Origin of the sequence: Curtobacterium sp. MCBD17_028, from assembly GCF_003234875.1 — a bacterium.
GTDB lineage: Bacteria > Actinomycetota > Actinomycetes > Actinomycetales > Microbacteriaceae > Curtobacterium.
The window spans coordinates 1-17,221 of record NZ_QKTQ01000014.1 but is presented as its reverse complement, the minus strand read 5'-3'; the positions used below and the strand labels follow the sequence as shown (position 1 = coordinate 17,221).

General features: G+C 70.9%; 19 protein-coding genes and 2 tRNA genes. 8 read left to right on the top strand and 13 right to left on the bottom strand.

What is annotated here, in order from left to right; translation table 11 throughout:
* Positions 1–132 precede the first annotated feature (132 nt).
* Positions 133–969 (bottom strand): alpha/beta fold hydrolase, encoded by an 837-nt coding sequence (locus DEI86_RS13235; RefSeq protein ID WP_111049832.1) that lies wholly within the window; start codon positions 967–969, stop codon positions 133–135.
* Positions 970–1,180: 211 nt separating this feature from the next.
* Between DEI86_RS13235 and DEI86_RS13230 the strand changes: the two genes are divergently transcribed.
* Positions 1,181–1,771, top strand: coding sequence for a TetR/AcrR family transcriptional regulator (locus DEI86_RS13230; RefSeq protein ID WP_111011027.1), 591 nt, complete (start codon positions 1,181–1,183; stop codon positions 1,769–1,771).
* Between the two features lie 58 nt (positions 1,772–1,829).
* Entirely contained in the window at positions 1,830–3,854 is a 2,025-nt protein-coding gene (locus DEI86_RS13225; RefSeq protein ID WP_111049831.1) for a M3 family metallopeptidase, read from the top strand.
* A gap of 137 nt (positions 3,855–3,991) precedes the next feature.
* On the opposite strand, the gene clpX is transcribed toward DEI86_RS13225, so the two are convergent.
* Positions 3,992–5,272 carry an ATP-dependent Clp protease ATP-binding subunit ClpX gene (gene clpX, locus DEI86_RS13220; protein WP_111011025.1) on the bottom strand — a complete coding sequence of 427 codons (1,281 nt, stop codon included), beginning with the start codon at positions 5,270–5,272 and terminating at the stop codon, positions 3,992–3,994.
* A 206-nt stretch (positions 5,273–5,478) separates the two neighbouring features.
* Here clpX and DEI86_RS13215 point away from each other — a divergent pair, with 206 nt between their 5' ends.
* Together DEI86_RS13215 and DEI86_RS13210 are read left to right on the top strand one after the other, a co-directional pair.
* A complete protein-coding gene (locus DEI86_RS13215; RefSeq protein WP_111011024.1) occupies positions 5,479–6,246 on the top strand; it encodes a YcnI family protein in 768 nt (255 codons plus the stop codon).
* A complete protein-coding gene (locus DEI86_RS13210) occupies positions 6,243–6,974 on the top strand; it encodes a copper resistance CopC family protein (RefSeq protein ID WP_111049830.1) in 732 nt (243 codons plus the stop codon). The genes DEI86_RS13215 and DEI86_RS13210 overlap by 4 nt, the downstream gene beginning before the upstream one ends.
* A 256-nt stretch (positions 6,975–7,230) precedes the next feature.
* Here DEI86_RS13210 and DEI86_RS13205 read toward each other — a convergent pair whose 3' ends face one another.
* From DEI86_RS13205 to DEI86_RS13185, 5 genes are all read right to left on the bottom strand, one after another.
* A complete protein-coding gene (locus tag DEI86_RS13205) occupies positions 7,231–7,890 on the bottom strand; it encodes an ATP-dependent Clp protease proteolytic subunit (RefSeq protein WP_111011022.1) in 660 nt (219 codons plus the stop codon).
* A 27-nt stretch (positions 7,891–7,917) separates the two neighbouring features.
* Complete coding sequence (locus tag DEI86_RS13200) at positions 7,918–8,544, bottom strand: ATP-dependent Clp protease proteolytic subunit (RefSeq protein ID WP_111011021.1); 627 nt, start codon at positions 8,542–8,544, stop codon at positions 7,918–7,920.
* A gap of 217 nt (positions 8,545–8,761) precedes the next feature.
* Entirely contained in the window at positions 8,762–10,081 is a 1,320-nt protein-coding gene (tig, locus tag DEI86_RS13195) for a trigger factor (RefSeq protein WP_111049829.1), read from the bottom strand.
* A 35-nt stretch (positions 10,082–10,116) separates the two neighbouring features.
* A tRNA-Pro gene (locus tag DEI86_RS13190) sits at positions 10,117–10,193 on the bottom strand.
* A gap of 136 nt (positions 10,194–10,329) precedes the next feature.
* Positions 10,330–10,686 carry a hypothetical protein gene (locus DEI86_RS13185; RefSeq protein ID WP_146242916.1) on the bottom strand — a complete coding sequence of 119 codons (357 nt, stop codon included), beginning with the start codon at positions 10,684–10,686 and terminating at the stop codon, positions 10,330–10,332.
* Between the two features lie 77 nt (positions 10,687–10,763).
* Here DEI86_RS13185 and DEI86_RS13180 point away from each other — a divergent pair.
* A tRNA-Gly gene (locus tag DEI86_RS13180) sits at positions 10,764–10,837 on the top strand.
* Here DEI86_RS13180 and DEI86_RS13175 read toward each other — a convergent pair.
* Positions 10,806–11,129: a hypothetical protein gene (locus DEI86_RS13175; RefSeq protein WP_111011018.1), complete on the bottom strand. Its 324-nt coding sequence runs from the start codon at positions 11,127–11,129 to the stop codon at positions 10,806–10,808. The genes DEI86_RS13180 and DEI86_RS13175 overlap by 32 nt on opposite strands.
* Positions 11,126–11,437, bottom strand: coding sequence for an ATP-dependent DNA ligase (locus DEI86_RS13170; RefSeq protein ID WP_111011017.1), 312 nt, complete (start codon positions 11,435–11,437; stop codon positions 11,126–11,128). The genes DEI86_RS13175 and DEI86_RS13170 overlap by 4 nt, the downstream gene beginning before the upstream one ends.
* 95 nt (positions 11,438–11,532) lie before the next feature.
* Here DEI86_RS13170 and DEI86_RS13165 point away from each other — a divergent pair, with 95 nt between their 5' ends.
* The 3 genes from DEI86_RS13165 to DEI86_RS16610 all read left to right on the top strand — a co-directional run bounded on the left by DEI86_RS13165 (position 11,533) and on the right by DEI86_RS16610 (position 12,635).
* Complete coding sequence (locus DEI86_RS13165) at positions 11,533–11,886, top strand: hypothetical protein (protein ID WP_111011016.1); 354 nt, start codon at positions 11,533–11,535, stop codon at positions 11,884–11,886.
* Positions 11,887–11,975: 89 nt separating this feature from the next.
* Positions 11,976–12,302: a hypothetical protein gene (locus tag DEI86_RS13160; RefSeq protein WP_111011015.1), complete on the top strand. Its 327-nt coding sequence runs from the start codon at positions 11,976–11,978 to the stop codon at positions 12,300–12,302.
* A 177-nt stretch (positions 12,303–12,479) separates the two neighbouring features.
* A complete protein-coding gene (locus DEI86_RS16610) occupies positions 12,480–12,635 on the top strand; it encodes a hypothetical protein (RefSeq protein ID WP_181434930.1) in 156 nt (51 codons plus the stop codon).
* A 28-nt stretch (positions 12,636–12,663) separates the two neighbouring features.
* On the opposite strand, the gene DEI86_RS13155 is transcribed toward DEI86_RS16610, so the two are convergent.
* The 4 genes from DEI86_RS13155 to DEI86_RS13140 all read right to left on the bottom strand — a co-directional run bounded on the left by DEI86_RS13155 (position 12,664) and on the right by DEI86_RS13140 (position 17,164).
* A complete protein-coding gene (locus DEI86_RS13155; RefSeq protein WP_111027740.1) occupies positions 12,664–13,578 on the bottom strand; it encodes a DMT family transporter in 915 nt (304 codons plus the stop codon).
* Positions 13,579–13,585: 7 nt separating this feature from the next.
* The gene (locus DEI86_RS13150; RefSeq protein WP_111013933.1) at positions 13,586–14,248 is read right to left on the bottom strand and encodes a response regulator transcription factor; all 663 of its coding nucleotides are present in this window, start codon (positions 14,246–14,248) and stop codon (positions 13,586–13,588) included.
* A 17-nt stretch (positions 14,249–14,265) separates the two neighbouring features.
* Positions 14,266–15,900: a sensor histidine kinase gene (locus DEI86_RS13145; RefSeq protein WP_111049828.1), complete on the bottom strand. Its 1,635-nt coding sequence runs from the start codon at positions 15,898–15,900 to the stop codon at positions 14,266–14,268.
* Positions 15,901–16,777: 877 nt separating this feature from the next.
* The gene (locus DEI86_RS13140; protein ID WP_220038523.1) at positions 16,778–17,164 is read right to left on the bottom strand and encodes a DNA methyltransferase; all 387 of its coding nucleotides are present in this window, start codon (positions 17,162–17,164) and stop codon (positions 16,778–16,780) included.
* Between the last annotated feature and the right edge of the window lie 57 nt (positions 17,165–17,221).

Sequence of the window (17,221 nt, the reverse complement as noted above, 5' to 3'; positions counted from 1 at the left end):
CCGTTCGCGGGCCGCGAGCGCCGGACACGGCGATGCCCCGCTCCGGAGTGGAGCGGGGCATCGCCCTGCGGCCACCACCCTGCCGGATCGGAGGGCGGGGTGCGAGAGGAGCGGGCTGGTGCTGCGCCGGGCCTACTTGCGGAGGAAGGCGAGCAGGGCCTCGTTCACCTCCGCGGTGTGGGTCGTGAGGAGCCCGTGCGGCGCCCCTTCGATCTCGACGTAGTCCGCCGACGGCAGCGCCGCGGCGAAGCGCCGACCGGTGGCGTCGATCGGCAGGATGCGGTCGCCGGTGCCGTGCACGATGAGCGCGGGGACGTCCACCTGGGGGATGTCCGCGCGGAAGTCGGTCGGCCAGGTCAGGGGCGCGGCCGCGGACGCGATGGCCCCGGAACCGGCGGCCACGTTCCACGCGTTGCGGACCGCCTCCTCGCTGATGCGGCTGCCCAGGTTCTCGTCGAGGTTGAAGAAGTCCTGGTAGAAGGCGGTGAAGTACGCGTAACGGTCCTGCGCGACGGTCTCGGCGATCCCCTCAAAGAAGGACATCGGCGCCGCTCCGTCCGGGTTGTCGTCGGTCACCGCGAGGTACGGCTCGAGCGATGTGAGGAACGCGGCCTTCGCGACGCGCCCGGAACCGTAGGTGGCGATGTACCGGGCGACCTCGCCGGTGCCCATCGAGAAGCCGACGAGGATCGCGTCGTGCAGGTCGAGGGTCTCCATGACGACGTTGAGGTCCGCCGCGAACGTGTCGTAGTCGTACCCGGTCGACGGCTGCGACGACCGCCCGAACCCGCGGCGGTCGTACGTGATGACGCGGTAGCCCGCCTGGAGGAGCGCGGGCACCTGGCCCTCCCACGAGTTGCCGTCGAGCGGGAAGCCGTGGATGAGTACGACCGGCTGGCCCGTGCCCTTGTCCTCGTAGTGGAGCTCGATGTCGATGCTGTTCTCGGTCCCGACCGTGATGGTGCTCATCGTCCTACATCCCTTCGTCGTCCGGGCCGTCTCTCGGTCCGGTTCGGCGGAGAACGATCGTTCTCCGCCGATGTCCGTTACAGTAGAGAACGAGCGTTCTCCGCGCAAGCCGGTCTCAGCCGACTCGCAGGTACTGCTCCGAACGGGGGACGTCGACACCATCCCGCCGCAGCTCCTCCGCTGCCACGACCGAGGACCAGAGGAACCAGACATGAGCACCGTCACCGTCGAGCAGGACGACACCCGGGCCGGCATCATCGCCGCTGCCGACGAGCTGTTCTACCGACGTGGCATCCAGTCGGTCGGCATGGACGCCGTCCGCTCGGCCGCGAACGTGTCGCTGAAACGCCTCTACAAGGAGTTCCCCGGCAAGGAGGACCTCGTCGTCGCCGTCCTCGCCGGCCGGCACGACATGTGGGAGCGCGGGGTCAGCGCCGCCGTCGACGCCGCCGACGGGCCCCGAGCGAAGCTCCTCGCCGTCTACGACTACCTCGAGGCGTGGTTCGCCGACAGCTCGTTCCGCGGGTGCGGGTTCATCAACGCCTTCGGGGAACTCGGCGCGACCTCCCCTGCGATCGCGGACATGGCGCGGCGACACAAGGAGTCCTTCCAGCGGTACATCGCCGGGCTCACCGCCACCATCGGGCTCGACCACGCCCACGCCGAGGAGCTCGCCGCCCAGCTCGCACTGCTCGCCGAGGGCGCCCAGACCACCGCGGCGATCGCCGGCACCGCCGACGCCGCCGTCCACGCCCGACGCGCCGCCGCCACGCTCGTCGACGCCGCGGTCGCCACCCGCTGAACCGGCCGGGAGGCCCGCCCCCGGGCGTCCCCGCACCCCCGGTCCTAGGGTGGTGGACATGGCCACGCCCTTCGACGCCCCGAGCAGCCTCCCGTACGCGCTCCCCCCGTTCACCGAGGTCCGGCTCGAGCACTACCGCCCCGCGTTCGACCAGGGCATGCGCGAGCAGCGTGCAGAGGTCGAGGCGATCGCGACGGACCCGGAGTCCCCGACGTTCGACAACACGCTCGTCGCCCTCGAGCGTTCCGGGCAGCTCCTGGCGCGCGCGTCCATGGCCTTCTTCACCGTCGCCTCGGCGGACTCGACCGCCGAGATCCACGACCTCGAGGCCGAGATCTCGCCGCTGCTGGCCGCCCACCGCGATGCGATCACCCTCGACAGCCGGCTGTACGAGCGGGTCGCCGCCGTGCACGACGCCCGCGAGGACCTCGGCCTGACCGGCGAGCACCTCCGCCTCGTGGAGCGGACCCACACCGAGATGACCCTGGCCGGTGCGGGGCTCGACGCATCCGGCAAGGAGCGCCTGACCGCGCTGAACCAGGAGCTCTCGACGCTCACGACACGGTTCGAGCGCAACCTGCTCGACGACACCAACGACCTCGCCGTGCACATCACCGACGAGGCGGAGCTCGACGGCCTCGACGACGGTGCCCGGTCCGCGACCCGCGGGGCCGCCGAGGCGCGCGGCCTGGACGGCTGGCTCATCACCCTGCCGCTGTTCACCGGGCACCCCTACCTGGCGACCCTGACGGACCGAGCGGTCCGGGCCCGCATCATGGACGCCTCGCTGCAGCGGGGTCGGCGGGGCAACGACTGGGACAACCGGGACCTCGTGCTCCGCATCGTCCGACTCCGTGCCGAGCGCGCGGAACTCCTCGGGTTCCCGAACCACGCCGCCGCCGTGACCGCCGACGAGACCGCAGGGACGCCGGAGGCGGTGGACGGCCTCCTGACGTCGCTCGCGCCCGCCGCGGCCGCGAACGCCCGGGACGAGCGCGAGGTCCGTGCGCGGGTGCTCGGCCACGAGGTCGAGGCGCACGACTGGGCGTACGCGACCGAGATCCTCCGCGCCCAGCAGTTCGCGGTCGACGCGACCGCGATGCGCGCGTACTTCGAGGCGGAGCGCGTGCTGCACGACGGTGTGTTCCACGCGGCGAACGCCCTGTACGGCCTGTCGTTCGCCGAGCGGCCCGACCTGCACGGCTACAACGACGAGGTCCGGGTGTTCGAGGTCACGGACGAACAGGGCGCGTCGGTCGGCCTCTACCTGCTCGACCTGTACACGCGCGACGGCAAGCGCGGCGGTGCGTGGATGAACCCGATCGTCGAGCAGTCGGCCCTGATCGGCACCCTGCCCGTCGTCGTCAACAACCTCAACGTCCCGAAGCCCGCCGCCGGGTCCCCCACACTCCTGACCCAGGACGAGGTCACCACGCTGTTCCACGAGTTCGGGCACGCGCTGCACGGCCTCATCGCGCGGACGACGTACCCGCGGTTCTCGGGCACGAGCGTCGAGCGCGACTTCGTCGAGTTCCCGAGCCAGGTCAACGAGATGTGGCTCAACTGGCCCGAGGTCCTGGTGAACTACGCCCGACACCACGAGACCGGCGAGCCCATGCCCGTGGAACTCGTACTCGGCCTCAGCGACTCCGAGGGGTTCAACGAGGGCTTCGCCACGACCGAGTACCTCGCTGCCGCGATGCTCGACCAGGCCTGGCACCGCCTCAGCTCCGCGGAGGCCGCGGCGGTGACCGACGTGGAGGCGTTCGAGCAGGACGCCCTCGAGGCCGCCGGCATCGCCGTCCCCGCGGTCCCCACGCGCTACTCGTCGACGTACTTCGCCCACACGTTCTCGGGCGGGTACGACGCGGGCTACTACGGCTACATCTGGAGCGAGGTGCTCGACGCGGACACCGTGGAGTGGTTCCGGGAGCACGGCGGCCTGTCACGCGAGGCCGGACGCCGGTTCGCCTCGATCGTCCTCGGTGTCGGAGGCTCCCGCGACCCGCTCGAGGCCTACCGCGAGTTCCGGGGCCGCGACGCCGAGGTCGGTCCCCTGCTGCGCCGCCGCGGGCTCGAGTAGGCCGGCCGACGTCGCGCCGAGGCGCCGCCAGGCTTCGAACACCGCGATGCCGTTCGAACACGGGGATCGCGGTGTTCGAACGGCACGGGCGTGTTCAACGGGCCAGCGGGACGTCCGCCGACCGCGTTGCAGCGGCGCTACGCGGACTTCTCGACGCGCTTGCGCGCCCGCGGCACGATCGTCGGCGCGGCGTTCTCGAGCACGGACTCCCGCGTGACGACGACGCGAGCGACGTCATCGTCCGAGGGGACCTCGAACATGATCGGGCCGAGGACTTCTTCCATGATGGCGCGAAGACCACGGGCACCGGTCTGGCGGAGCACCGCGAGGTCCGCGATCGCCTCGAGCGCCTGCCGGTCGAACTCGAGCTCGACGCCGTCGATCTGGAACATCCGCTGGTACTGCTTGACCAGCGCGTTCTTCGGCTCGGTCAGGATCTCCATGAGGGCGGCCTGGTCGAGCGGTGTCACGGTGGTCACGACGGGGAGGCGCCCGATGAACTCCGGGATGAGGCCGAACTTGTGCAGGTCCTCGGGCAGGACCTCGCCGTAGACGTCCGTCTGGTCGAGCGGGCTGTGCAACGGTGCGCCGAAGCCGATGCCCCGCTTGCCGATGCGGGACGAGATGATGTCCTCGAGCCCGGCGAACGCCCCGGCCACGATGAACAGCACGTTCGTCGTGTCGATCTGGATGAACTCCTGGTGCGGGTGCTTGCGCCCACCCTGCGGCGGCACCGACGCCGTCGTGCCCTCGAGGATCTTGAGGAGCGCCTGCTGCACGCCCTCGCCCGAGACGTCGCGCGTGATCGAGGGGTTCTCGGCCTTCCGGGCGATCTTGTCGACCTCGTCGATGTAGATGATCCCCGTCTCGGCCCGCTTGACGTCGTAGTCGGCGGCCTGGATCAGCTTGAGCAGGATGTTCTCGACGTCCTCGCCGACGTAGCCGGCCTCGGTGAGCGCCGTGGCGTCCGCGACCGCGAACGGCACGTTGAGCCGCTTGGCCAGGGTCTGCGCCAGGTAGGTCTTGCCACAGCCCGTCGGGCCGATGAGCAGGATGTTCGACTTGGCGATCTCGATGTCGTCGCCGCGGTGCTCGGCCGCGGTGATCGCACCCTGAGCGCGGATGCGCTTGTAGTGGTTGTAGACCGCGACCGACAGGGCACGCTTGGCCGGATCCTGCCCGATGACGTACTCCTCGAGGAAGTCGAAGATCTCGCGCGGCTTGGGGAGGTCGAAGTCGCCGTCCGCGGTGTCCTCGCCGGCCTCGGCGAGGCGTTCCTCGATGATCTCGTTGCAGAGTTCGACGCACTCGTCGCAGATGTACACGCCCGGGCCCGCGATGAGCTGCTGCACCTGCTTCTGGCTCTTGCCGCAGAAGGAGCACTTGAGGAGATCGGCGCTCTCTCCGATGCGTGCCATGCGAGGCCTCCTTGGTCGTCGCGCACCGGTGGCTGGCACACGAGGTCGTCGTGGAGTTGAGCCTAATCGCATCCGACGACACTGACGGCGCGACCGTGCCGCAAACCACCACGCGTTCGCTCGGGGCGGCCGGTTTGTGCCACAGGACCGCCTCGGACTACGGTGGCCGTCGGGACTCTACAAGTTGTAGAAGCGAAAGGACCTCCATGCGCAAGCGCCTCGTCGCGGGCACCGCCGCCACCGTGGGCATCACGGCCGCTCTCGTCCTCGGGACCGCCGCCGCGGCGAGCGCCCACGTCGAGGCGACGGCCACGGACACCGCCGCCGACTCGTACACGACCCTGACGTTCTCGGTCCCGCACGGGTGCGACGGCTCCCCGACCACCGCGCTGACCTTCCACGTTCCGCGGTCGGTCATCGACGTCACGCCCACGGTGAACCCCAACTGGACGATCACCAAGGCAACGGAGCCCTACACGAGCAAGCAGTCCGCGAGCGACGACGAGGACCCCGCCGACGCCGGGACGCGCGTGACGAGCGTCACGTACACGGCGACGACGCCCCTGGCCGCGGACGAGCGCGACACCTTCCAGCTCTCGCTCTCGCTGCCCGACGGCAAGCCCGGCACGATCGTCGCGTTCCCCGTGACCCAGACGTGCGTCACCGGATCGACCGAGTGGGACCAGGTGCAGAAAGCCGGCCAGGACGAGCCCGAGCACCCCGCACCGGCCGTCACCCTGACCGCGGCGATCCCGGGCGCGGACGACGACGACGACCACGCGCAGGAGCACGCCAGCGACGCGGCGACGGGCAGTGCGAGCGGCACCGAGGCGAGCGGCACCGAGACGAGCGGCACCGGATCCGCCGGCGGGGACACCGACCTCGTCGCTCGGGGCCTCGGCATCGCCGGACTCGTCGTCGGCGCGGTGGGCGTCGTGAGCGCGGCCGCCATGGCCCGGCGGCGTCCCCGGTGAGCGCCCGCCGCATCCGCACCGGATCCGGTGCGGCGTCGCCGGCCGGGAGGACCGGGCCGCGTCGCGCGCTCGCCCTCGCGCTGGCATCGGTGGCGGTCACCGCAGGCGCCGTCCTCGGACTGGCGGCCCCGGCCTCCGCGCACAACTACATGATCGCGTCGACGCCGACCGTCAACGGCACACTGACCTCACTGCCGAAGCGGTTCGAGATCACGACGAACGATCGACTGCTCGACATCGGCGACACCAACTCGGGCTTCGCCTACCGGATCGTCGGACCGAGCGGTCGGTACTACGAGAACGGCTGCCTCATCGTGGACGGCCCGTCGATGACGACGAAGGCGGCGCTCGGACGGTCGGGCGAGTACACGATCGAGTGGCAGATCGTCAGCGCCGACGGCCACACGGTGTCGGACCGGTACCGGTTCCGCTGGGAGGCCCCGGCCGGCTTCCGTCCCGCCACGGGGAGCACGCGGCCGCCGGTCTGCGCGTCCGGGCCGGGCTCGTCGGCCGCCGCGTCGGACTCCGGCACGGGCAGCGCGGGCAGCGGCTCCAGCGGGGTCGTGGGCGACGCCATCTGGATCGGCGCGGGTGGGCTCGTGCTCGTGGCGCTCGTCGTGGTCGTGCTGCTGCTCCTCCGCCGCCCTGCCGGATCCGCCGTGGAGCCGGCGACCGCCGAACGCGGCCGCGACGACGAGGACGACCTCGCCGACGACGCCCGCGACTGACCGCAGCCGCCCCCCGGCGAGATCGCAGTCGTTGCCGTTCTGAGGAGACCCAGAACGGCAACGACTGCGATCTCGCGGAAGGGTGGGCGGCCGCAGGCCGGCCGCAGGCCGGCCGCAGGCCGCAAGCCGCAGGACGCAGGACGCAGGCCGCGCAAGCGGCGCAAGCGGCGCAAGCGGCGCAGGCGCGCGGCCACCAAGCCGCCGGACACGACGGAGGGCCCCGACCAGAACGGTCGGGGCCCTCGGTCTGTCGGGACTACTTGACGAGCGCCGGCAGCGACTTGCGGCTGGTCAGCACCTGGTCGATGAGCCCGTACTCGACGGCCTCTTGCGCGGACATGATCTTGTCGCGCTCGATGTCGTGGTTGACCTGCTCCGGGGTGCGGTTCGAGTGCCGGGACAGGGTCTCCTCGAGCCAGGTGCGCATGCGGAGGATCTCCGCGGCCTGGATCTCGATGTCCGACGCCTGCCCGCCACCCTGCTGGGTTGCCGGCTGGTGGATGAGCACGCGGGCGTTCGGCAGCGCGAGACGCTTGCCCGGCGTGCCGGCGGCCAGGAGCACCGACGCGGCGGACGCTGCCTGACCGAGGCACACCGTCTGGATCTGCGGACGGATGTACTGCATCGTGTCGTAGATCGCCGTCATGGCCGTGAACGAGCCACCGGGCGAGTTGATGTACATGACGATGTCGCGGTCCGGGTCCATCGACTCGAGCACGAGCAGCTGGGCCATGATGTCGTCGGCCGAAGCGTCGTCCACCTGCACGCCGAGGAACACGATGCGGTCCTCGAAGAGCTTGGCGTACGGGTCCTGGCGCTTGTAGCCGTAGGCGGTGCGCTCCTCGAAGCTCGGGAGGATGTAGCGGTCGGAGGGTGCGGGGACGTTCTGCGCGCCACCGAGCATGGGGAGATGCATTCTCGATTTCCTTTTCTTGGTGGTGGGCTACTCGGCGGACGGCGCCGCGGCCGGGGTCTCTGTCTCGCCGTCGCCGACCGTCCCGCCGCCACCGATGACCTCACTGGACATCGCACGGAGGTGGTCGACGAAGCCGTACTCCAGGGCCTCCTGCGCGGTGAACCAGTTGTCGCGGTCGTTGTCCTTGAGGATCTGCTCGATCGACTTGCCGGTCTGCTCGGCGGTGAGTTCCGCCATGCGCTGCTTCATGTCGAGGATGACCTTGGCCTGGGTCTGGATGTCGGCGGCGGTCCCGCCGAAGCCACCGGACGGCTGGTGCAGGAGCACGCGGGCGTTCGGGGTGATGTAGCGCTTGCCCGGGGTGCCGGACGAGAGCAGGAACTGCCCCATCGAGGCGGCGAGCCCGATACCGACGGTGACGATGTCGTTCGGGACGAACTGCATCGTGTCGTAGATGGCCATGCCGGCGGTGATCGAACCACCGGGCGAGTTGATGTAGAGGTAGATGTCCTTCTCGGGGTCCTCCGCCGCGAGCAGCAGCAGCTTCGCAGCGATCTCGTTCGAGTTGTCGTCACGGACCTCGGAGCCGAGCCAGACGATCCGGTCCCTCAGAAGACGGTCAAAAACACTGGGGTTCAGTGTCGCTTCGGCCATGTGTAGCTCCCGTTCAGTTGTCGCTTGTCGTCGAACCTATCGGGTGCAACGCGGCGCATCTCCCGAGTTCGCTGTCGGCAATACCAGGGCCGGGAACGACGCACGGGAGGCCCGGGACCACCTGGTCCCGGGCCTCCCGTGCGCGCTCTTCGCATGTGCGACGCGCCAGCGTTGCGCGGCGCCGACCGAGCCTGCGAGGTCGGTCAGTCAGCTCGGCTCACTCGGCCTCGGCCTCGTCGTCCGTCGCCGGCTCCTGCGCGACGCCCGCGGTGAACGCGGACAGGTCGACCGGGTTGCCGTTCGTGTCGACGACCTTCGCCTTGGCGAGCACGGTCGCGATCGCCTTGGAACGGGCGACCTCGCCGACCATGCCGGGGATCTGGCCGTTCTGGTCGATCACCTTGATGAACTCGCCCGGCTCCATGCCGTACTGCGCGGCGGCCTGGATCAGGTACTGGGTCAGCTCCTCCTGGCTGACCTGGACCTGCTCCTGCTCGGCGACGGCGTCGAGGAGCAGCTGCGACTTGAACGCCTTCTCGCTCGACTCGGCGACCTCGGCGCGGTGCTCGTCGTCCTCGAGGCGGTTCTCCTGCTCGAGGTGACGGTGGACCTCGTCGTCGATGAGCTGCTGCGAGATCGGGATCTCGACGCTGTCGAGGAGCTTCTCGACGAGCTGGTCGCGGGCCGCGGCGCCCTGGCCGAAGGTCTTCGACTTGGCGATCTGCTCCTTGAGGTCCGCCTTGAGCTCGTCGATCGTGTCGAACTGGCTCGCGATCTGCGCGAACTCGTCGTCGGCCTCGGGCAGCTCGCGCTCCTTGACGGCCGTGAGCGTCACGGCGATCTGGGCGGTCTCGCCCTCGTGGTCGCCGCCGAGGAGCTTCGACTCGAAGGTGGTGGACTCGCCTGCGGTCAGGGTCTCGAGGGCGTCGTCGATGCCCTCGATGAGGTCGCCGGAGCCGATCTCGTACGAGACGCCCGTGGCCGAGTCGACTTCTTCGTCGCCGATGGTCGCGGTGAGGTCGAGCTGGGCGAAGTCGCCCGCGGTGGCGGGGCGGTCGACCGTGACGAGCGTGCCGAAGCGCGTGCGGAGGTTCTGGAGCTCCTCCTCGATCTCGTCGTCGGTGACGTCGACCGCGTCGACCGTGAGCTCGAGGCCCTCGTAGTCGGGGAGGTCGAACTCGGGACGGACGTCGACCTCGAACGTGAGGACGAGGTCGCCGGAGAAGTCCTTGACGCTCGGGAGCTCGGCGATGTCGGCCTCGGCGCGACCGAGCACGCGGAGCTCGTTCTCCTCGACCGCCTGGCGGTAGAAGGTGTCGATGGCGTCCCCGACGGCGTGGTTCAGGATCTCCGGACGGCCGACGCGCTGGTCGACGATGGCCGGCGGCACCTTGCCCTTCCGGAAGCCGGGGATGTTGATCTGCTCGGCGATGTGCTTGTACGCGTGGTCGATGCTCGGCTTGAGCTCGTCCGGCGTCACGTTCACGGTGAGCTTGACCCGGGTGGGGCTCAACTTGTCGACGGTGCTGGTGACCAAGGGTGTGTTCTCCTGAGGTTGACGATGGTGTGACCTGGTCGGGGCGACAGGATTTGAACCTGCGACCTCCCGCTCCCAAAGCGGGCGCTCTACCAAGCTGAGCTACGCCCCGGTCGTTGCCGGGCCAGGGTCGTGCAACGAGCGCGGGCAGGACGGACCCGACCGCGATCGATCCCGACGAGTCTAGCGGCACGCAAGCGCCGCGTTCCCGGCCCTCCCAGCGGCCGTGGAGGCGGTGGGCACCCGCGTCACGCGGGTGGCGGTGGCAGCGCGCCCCGGTCCTCCCGGCCGTCGGTGGCGGCGTCCTGCCCGCGACCGGTCCTGCGGTCCTGGCGGCCGTCGTCCGCGGCGTCCCGCAGGAGCCGGCGCCGCCAGCGGACGCCCACGGCGACCTGGACGAGCACCGCGGCCGCGAACAGCGCCACCGCGACGATCGGACGGACGACGTGCAGGAGCACGTGCAACGGCTCTCCCACCCGTCCGCCGACGACCGACGGCGCGAACGACAGGACGACGACGCCGACGGCGACGAGGACGTAGGAGACCACGCGCGAACGCCGCACGAGCGGATCGTGGCTGGTGGTGGCGATCCGGGGTACCCGCACGCCGCCGAGTGTAGGCGCGGTGTGCGTGGGCACCCGGCCGTCCGCTACGATCGGAGGGCGGCGCCGCGGTGTCGCACGGGGATGTAGCTCAATGGTAGAGCCCCAGTCTTCCAAACTGGTTACGCGGGTTCGATTCCCGTCATCCCCTCCACGTGACCCGACCCGACGTCGTCCACCGTGCCGAGCAGGTGCTCGTCCTCCTCGAGCCGGTACCGCACCGGATCGCCGTCGTCCGATGCATCACGGTCGGCGACGAGTGCGATGGTCGAACTCCGGGACACGAGCAGCACGGCCGGGGTCGGCCGGCCGTCGCCACGGTTCACCTCGAGCCACATGAGGCCGTCGGACGCCAGGGCCGTCCGGATCCGCTCCCGCACCGCGTCGGGCCCCTCCTTCGAGATCGTGTACTCGATCCCGTCGTAGATGACGATGGTCCGGATCATGCCGGGGTCCCTTCCGAGGGCTCGGGGACGATGCGCAGTCCGCCGGGTGACCCGGCTGCCTGGGCCAACGCCTCGACCCACTCGCGGTTGATGGTCGGCGGGCGACTGCCCGAGTAGCGGATGACGAGGGGCACGGTCCGGTCGAGCCAGATCGCGGTCCGACCGTTCCCGACGTCGCGGTCGTCCTTCCAGGAGAACATGAACGACTCGCCGCGGCGCAGCTTCGTCGCGATCACGATCTGCAGGTGCGCGAGCAGGCGGTCCTCGAAGTCCACGGTGTACGAGCTGTTGTAGATCATCCTGCCCATGGGACCAGCCTCCGATCCGGCTCCTGGGATCGCCACCAGGGAGCCCAACGCCTGTCCTGTCAGCGTACCCAGACCGGAACGACCACGCTGGCATCATGCGACGCATCCACTACGCCGGGGGGTACGTCATGACCGGCGACAGCACGTGCAAGGCCCTCCTCCGGTACGCCCGGGCACTCGCCGTGGCGGGCGTCGCCGACGTCGTCCAGATCCCGGTCGTCACGGACGGCGGCAGCAGGGCGTACGCCCACCTGCTCATCGGGCCCGCGAGCCAGATCTTCTCGACACCAGTCCTCGAGAGCCCGGACGAACCGCTCGACCAGGAGGTCATCGAGCGCCTCGAGCGGGGGACGATGTCCCTGCAACCGAGCCGGCCGGAGTGGCCCGCCGAGATGACCGACGTGCAGGACCTCAGTTTCCTCGTCGACCTGGACTACGACGCCACGTAGGGTCGGCCGAGGGCGTACCGGACGCGCGGCCGAGCCGGGACGCGCCGCTCGACTTGACGCCGGGTTCGAACAGACGTTCGAATAGGGGCATGGGACGGCGACGTGAGGACCGGTGGTCACCACCGGAGCACCCCGAGTCGCCGCGCCCCGACGCGTTCTCGCTGTCGGAGGACGCCCGGGGCGGCGATCCCTGCCACGCCGTCACGCCGATCCCGGTGTGGGCGTGGATCCAGTTCCCGTCGTTCCACGTCCGGGTCAAGGCGTTCGCCCGCAGCTGGACCGTCGACGCCGTCCTCGTGGAGTGGGCGCAGTTCGGTCATCCGGCCGAGGCCTGGGTCTGGCGATCCGCCGTCAAGCACCGCACCCTCCGCGAGGACGACCGCCGGACGCGCCGGGTGGCGGACGACCGATGGTGACCATGCAACGACGCCGCGGACGCACGGACCGCGTGAAGCGGACATTCTGACGCGACCGCATTGACAGCCCTGCCCATACAGAGGATCGTTCAACGAATCGCACGTCGTTGAACATTTCAGCGCGCGAAGGATTGGACGGACGGACCAGTGCCGGCCGCATCGACCACGGGAGGGCAGATGAAGAAGACCGACGTCCCCTCCTGGATGTCCCACGTCCTCACCCCGCCCGAGGTCATCGCGGCCTACGTCGAGCAGCGCGTCAACGACCCGTCGCTCCTCGCCCCGGACCAGACCGAGCCGACGTACGCGGACTTCCTCGTGTCCGAGGACTGACCGGCCCCGGCGCCGGCCGGGAGGCCCGTCAAGCGGGCGGCGCGTCGGGTACCGGTGTGCTCCTCCCGCGCTCCCGTCGGCCGCTCACGGTGACGCCGATGCTCGCCAGCGTCACGCAGGCCAGCGCGACGAGCTCCCGCGCCGACAGGGCCTCGCCCGCGATCGCGAACCCGGCGAGCGCTGCGATGGCCGGCCCGAGACTCTGGAGCACCCCGAACACCCGCGGGGGCAACGTCCGAAGCGCCTGCATCTCGAGGGCGTAGGGCAGGACGCTCGACAGCACGGCCACGGCGCCGAACACGAGCAGCAGCACCGGATCCGCTCGGACACCGTGCACGGCGGCACCCGCACCGACCGGGAGGGCGACGAGCATCGCGACGACGAGCGAGACGCTCAGACCGTCCACCCCGGGGATCCGCGCACCGACGTGCCGGTTGAGCACGATGTACGCCGCCCAGCACACCGCGGCGACGACGGCGAACACGAACCCCGCGACCGCGGCGGGACCGGACGCGCCGACACCGAGCAGCACGACGCCGGCGAGTGCGAGCGCGGCCCAGACCACGTCGCGCCATCGCCGGGTGTACACGAGCGAGAGCGCGAGCGGCCCGAGGAACTCCACCGTCACCGCGATGCCGATCGGGATGCTCGCGAACGCGACGTAGATGCAGACGTTCATGCCGCCGAGGGCGAGACCGAGCCCGAGGGCGCCGAGCCACTGCGCCCGGTCCCACGACCGCACCGCCGGCCGCACCACGAGGGCGAACACGACGGCGCCGATCGTCAGACGGAGCACGGCCGCACCGACGGACCCGACGACGTCGAAGTGGGTCTTCGCGATCGCCGCGCCGAGTTGTACCGACACCATGGCGGCGACGGCGAGCGCGGGCGCCGGGACACGTGCCGCGCGGTCACCGTCCCGGGCCGGGGTCGGCGCGCTCATCGGTGCCTCATCGCAGGGACGCGAGGACGGCGAGGACACGACGGTGGTCGTCGCCGGTGTCCTCGAGTCCGAGCTTGGCGAAGATGTTCGACACGTGCTTCTCGACGGCGCCGGTCCCGATCACGAGGGTGCGTGCGATCGCGGCGTTCGAGCGCCCCTCGGCCATGAGCGCGAGGACGTCCCGCTCGCGCGGTGTCAGGGCGGCGAGCGGGTCACGCCGACGCCCCATGAGCTCCGTCACGACCTCGGGATCGAGCACCGTGCCGCCGCTCGCGATGCGCCGGATCGCGTCGTCGATCTCGTCGAGGCGCGTGACGCGGTCCTTGAGCAGGTAGCCGAGCCCGCTCGATCCGTCCGCCAGGAGCTCCTCGGCGTACGACGCCTCGACGTACTGCGAGAGGAGGAGCACCCCGATGCCCGGCACCGTACGACGGGCCGCGACGGCGGCGCGCACACCCTCGTCCGTGTAGCTCGGCGGCATGCGGACGTCCATCACGACGACGTCCGGTCGGACCTCCGGCAGGCTCGCGAGGAACGTCACCGCGTCACCGTACTGCGCGACGACCGCGATCCCGGCCTCGTCGAGGACGCGCGTGAGGCCCTCGCGCAGGAGGACCGCGTCGTCGACGACGACGGCCCGGATGCGGGGTGCATCCGGGCCGTCGGTCATGCGCTCGATGCTAGCCGTCACGGCGCCGCGGTCGGTCCCGCGGCGGGCGCGACCGGACCCGTGGTGGACGAGGACGGGCCTCCCGGCATCGTCGTCGGCGTACCCCGCAGCGCGCCGAGCGGGATCCGCGCCACGGCGTCGGTCGGGCCACCCGCCGGGCTCGACACCGACAGCTCGCCGTCGAGCGCGCGCATCCGCCCCATGAGCCCGAGGATCCCGTGGCCCTCCTGCACGGCGGCACCACCCCGGCCGTCGTCCCGGACCCGGAGTTCGAGCACCGGCTGACCGTCGGGGTCGGACGTCAGGGTGATCGAGACCTCGGCGGAGGACGCCTCCGCGTGCTTCGTGGTGTTCGTCAGGAGCTCGCTCACCGTGAAGTACAGGTTGCGCTCGATCTCGGTCGGCAGCACGAACCCGTCCGGCAGCCGCACGTCGAGGTCGACGGGCAGGGGCGTCCGGGACACGAGCGCCTCGAGTGCCGCGACGAGCCCGCGGTCGAGCAGGATCGGCGGCGCGAACCCCCGGGACAGCGCACGGAGCTCGTCGAGGGCGTCCTTCGCGTGCCCGGACGCCTCGGCCATGAGCCCGCGGGCACGCTCGGGGTCACGCTCGAACGCGCGCTCGGCCGCCGCGAGGTCCATCCGCAGCCGGACGAGCCGCTGCTGCGGTCCGTCGTGCAGGTCACGCTCGATCTGACGGAGCGCCTGGCCCTCGGCGGTGACGGCACCGGCCCGCGATGCCTGCAGCCCGACGACGCGCTGCTGCAGCACCTCGGACCGGAAGCCGCCGAGGAGTGCTCGGTCCACCCAGTAGTGCGCGAGCACCGCGCCGCGGGTCCACAGCGGGAACAGGAGGACCGCTGCCGTCACCGACACCGCGCACGCGATCGCGCCGACCACCCAGGGCCAGGTCTGGCCGATCCCCTGATGGGCGAGGTACTGGTTGATCTGCCACCCGTGGGTGATGGCGGCGAACCCGGCGCCGACCGGGGCCACGACACCGGCGACGAGGGTGGCGCCGGCGCCGATCGTGATGCACGCGACGAGCGGGTAGACGACGACCGCGTGCAGCAGGTACAGCCAGTAGTGCGGGTTCGCCACGGCCGACACGATCCGGAGGAACCAGTTCTGTCGCCACCGCGGCGTCCAGTCGACGGGGCGGAAGCGCTCGGGCTCGGCCCAGCTCATCCGGAGCTGCTCGAACGCGCCGAGCCATCGGGCGACGAACAGCGACGCCAGGAACAGCACGAGCGAGATCGGGTTGAGCATCTGCCCGGCGGTCCCGTGCAGGATCACGAGGGGGAACACGGAGTACACGGTGCCGAGGAGCAGCGCCGTGAACGCGAGGTACCCGAAGTCACGGGGGACGTGCCTCCAGGCGTCCCGGTAGAAGGAGCGGCGCGGGGTGCCGTCACCACCACCCCCACCGCCGGGCGGGACGGCGCCGTCGTCCGGGCCGGACGGGGGGACGTCGCCGAGTCGGGTCCCCGGTATGCGGCCGGGCGCGGACGCGGGCGCGCTGCCGGACGCGGGCGCGCTGCCGGACGCGGGCACGGCGCCCGACGCGGGCACGCCGCCCGACGCGGCCGACGGGAGCTGGTCGGAGGGCATGGGCACGGTCTCCGCGGTGTCGATGCGAGCTGTTTCGGTCATGGATCGAGCCTCGCGGTCGGCGGGCCCGCGCCCCATCCTGCCCGCTCCCGGACCCGTGGTGGGGTTGTCCCCCCTCCGACCCTCCGGGTAGTCCCACCCTCCGGGCAGTCCCACCCGGTCCCCCTCCCGCCTGGTTCCGACGTGGCCGTCGTCGTGCGACACCTGGATCGTCGCCACGTACCGCCGCACAGGGCGCTTCCGCATGGATCGACCATGCCGTCGTCGGACGACCGCGGGAGTGTCGGGAACGAGCGGGGCGCGCGGGAGGGGGCGGTCAGCTGGCCAGACGGGCCTCCCGCCGGGCGGCCTGCTCGACCGGGTCGGGGACGGGAGCGGCCGCGATGAGCCGACGGGTGTACGCGTCCTCGGGCGAGCGGAGGAGATGCCGTGGCAGCCGGTCGACCCGGAGCCGCACAACAGCTGCAGGTTCGACGCGAGCGTGGGGCCGCCCTGCGACCGGTTCAGCCGGTGGTCCCGGTTGTCGCCCCGCGCCCGAAGACACCGCTGGCAGAGACTGTCGTCACGCTCGGTCGCGATCCTGTAGGCGCGCGCCTCCTCGCCGGGGGTCGGGCGCGCTTCCTTCGGGCCGATCACGACCGCACACCTGAGGGTTCGGATGCATCGTCCGTACAACCAGGCGTGCAAGACGATCTGGGCCAGCTACCCGCGGGGCGGGCACTGCCGTGCATGAACATGGCCGAACCCCTGCCCCAACACCCTCGGCATAGAGCACGACATGTATAGCCGCATCGTCGTCCTCGCAGCCCACGCCTGGGAACTCGTTCCCGACTTCTGGAAGGAGTACATTCCGCTCGAAATGCTGCCGCACCTGATTGACGCATGGGCGAACCACTGACCGTCGGCTTGTCAGTGACGGTCACGCGGCACCTTCCATGTCGAGCAGATCGAACAGCGATGGCAGCTCCTGCTTCCGGTCCTGCTGACGCAGGTACGCGAGCCCGTCCCGGAACGAGTTCGGGTTCAGCTCCGCCGCGCGACCGCGGCGACCGAGCTTCAGCGCCCGCAGCGGCACCGTGAACAGTCCGCCGAACGGGTCATAGACGACGTCGCCCTCGTTCGAGTACCGCTCGATGAGCCTGTCGACGATGTCGAACTGCAGCGGGCAGATGTGGAACTCGAGGTTCCGGCGTGCCTGCTCCCCATTGAGGGTCTGCATGCGGTTGACGTCGTGCCACACGTCCGGGTGCCATAACCCGGGCGCGAGTGACATGAACGTCGACGGCAGCGCCTTGCGTTGGTGCACGCGCAGATGTCGACCATCCCGTCGTCGAACGACCGCGGGAGTGTCGAAAACCAGCGG

Coding starts and splice junctions, on each gene's coding strand:
- DEI86_RS13235 (WP_111049832.1), bottom strand. CDS start 969: ATGAGCACCATCACGGTCGGGACCGAGAACAGCATCGACATCGAGCTC.
- DEI86_RS13230 (WP_111011027.1), top strand. CDS start 1,181: ATGAGCACCGTCACCGTCGAGCAGGACGACACCCGGGCCGGCATCATC.
- DEI86_RS13225 (WP_111049831.1), top strand. CDS start 1,830: ATGGCCACGCCCTTCGACGCCCCGAGCAGCCTCCCGTACGCGCTCCCC.
- clpX (WP_111011025.1), bottom strand. CDS start 5,272: ATGGCACGCATCGGAGAGAGCGCCGATCTCCTCAAGTGCTCCTTCTGC.
- DEI86_RS13215 (WP_111011024.1), top strand. CDS start 5,479: ATGCGCAAGCGCCTCGTCGCGGGCACCGCCGCCACCGTGGGCATCACG.
- DEI86_RS13205 (WP_111011022.1), bottom strand. CDS start 7,890: ATGCATCTCCCCATGCTCGGTGGCGCGCAGAACGTCCCCGCACCCTCC.
- DEI86_RS13200 (WP_111011021.1), bottom strand. CDS start 8,544: ATGGCCGAAGCGACACTGAACCCCAGTGTTTTTGACCGTCTTCTGAGG.
- DEI86_RS13175 (WP_111011018.1), bottom strand. CDS start 11,129: ATGATCCGGACCATCGTCATCTACGACGGGATCGAGTACACGATCTCG.
- DEI86_RS13170 (WP_111011017.1), bottom strand. CDS start 11,437: ATGGGCAGGATGATCTACAACAGCTCGTACACCGTGGACTTCGAGGAC.
- DEI86_RS13165 (WP_111011016.1), top strand. CDS start 11,533: ATGCGACGCATCCACTACGCCGGGGGGTACGTCATGACCGGCGACAGC.
- DEI86_RS13160 (WP_111011015.1), top strand. CDS start 11,976: ATGGGACGGCGACGTGAGGACCGGTGGTCACCACCGGAGCACCCCGAG.
- DEI86_RS16610 (WP_181434930.1), top strand. CDS start 12,480: ATGAAGAAGACCGACGTCCCCTCCTGGATGTCCCACGTCCTCACCCCG.
- DEI86_RS13155 (WP_111027740.1), bottom strand. CDS start 13,578: ATGAGCGCGCCGACCCCGGCCCGGGACGGTGACCGCGCGGCACGTGTC.
- DEI86_RS13150 (WP_111013933.1), bottom strand. CDS start 14,248: ATGACCGACGGCCCGGATGCACCCCGCATCCGGGCCGTCGTCGTCGAC.
- DEI86_RS13145 (WP_111049828.1), bottom strand. CDS start 15,900: ATGACCGAAACAGCTCGCATCGACACCGCGGAGACCGTGCCCATGCCC.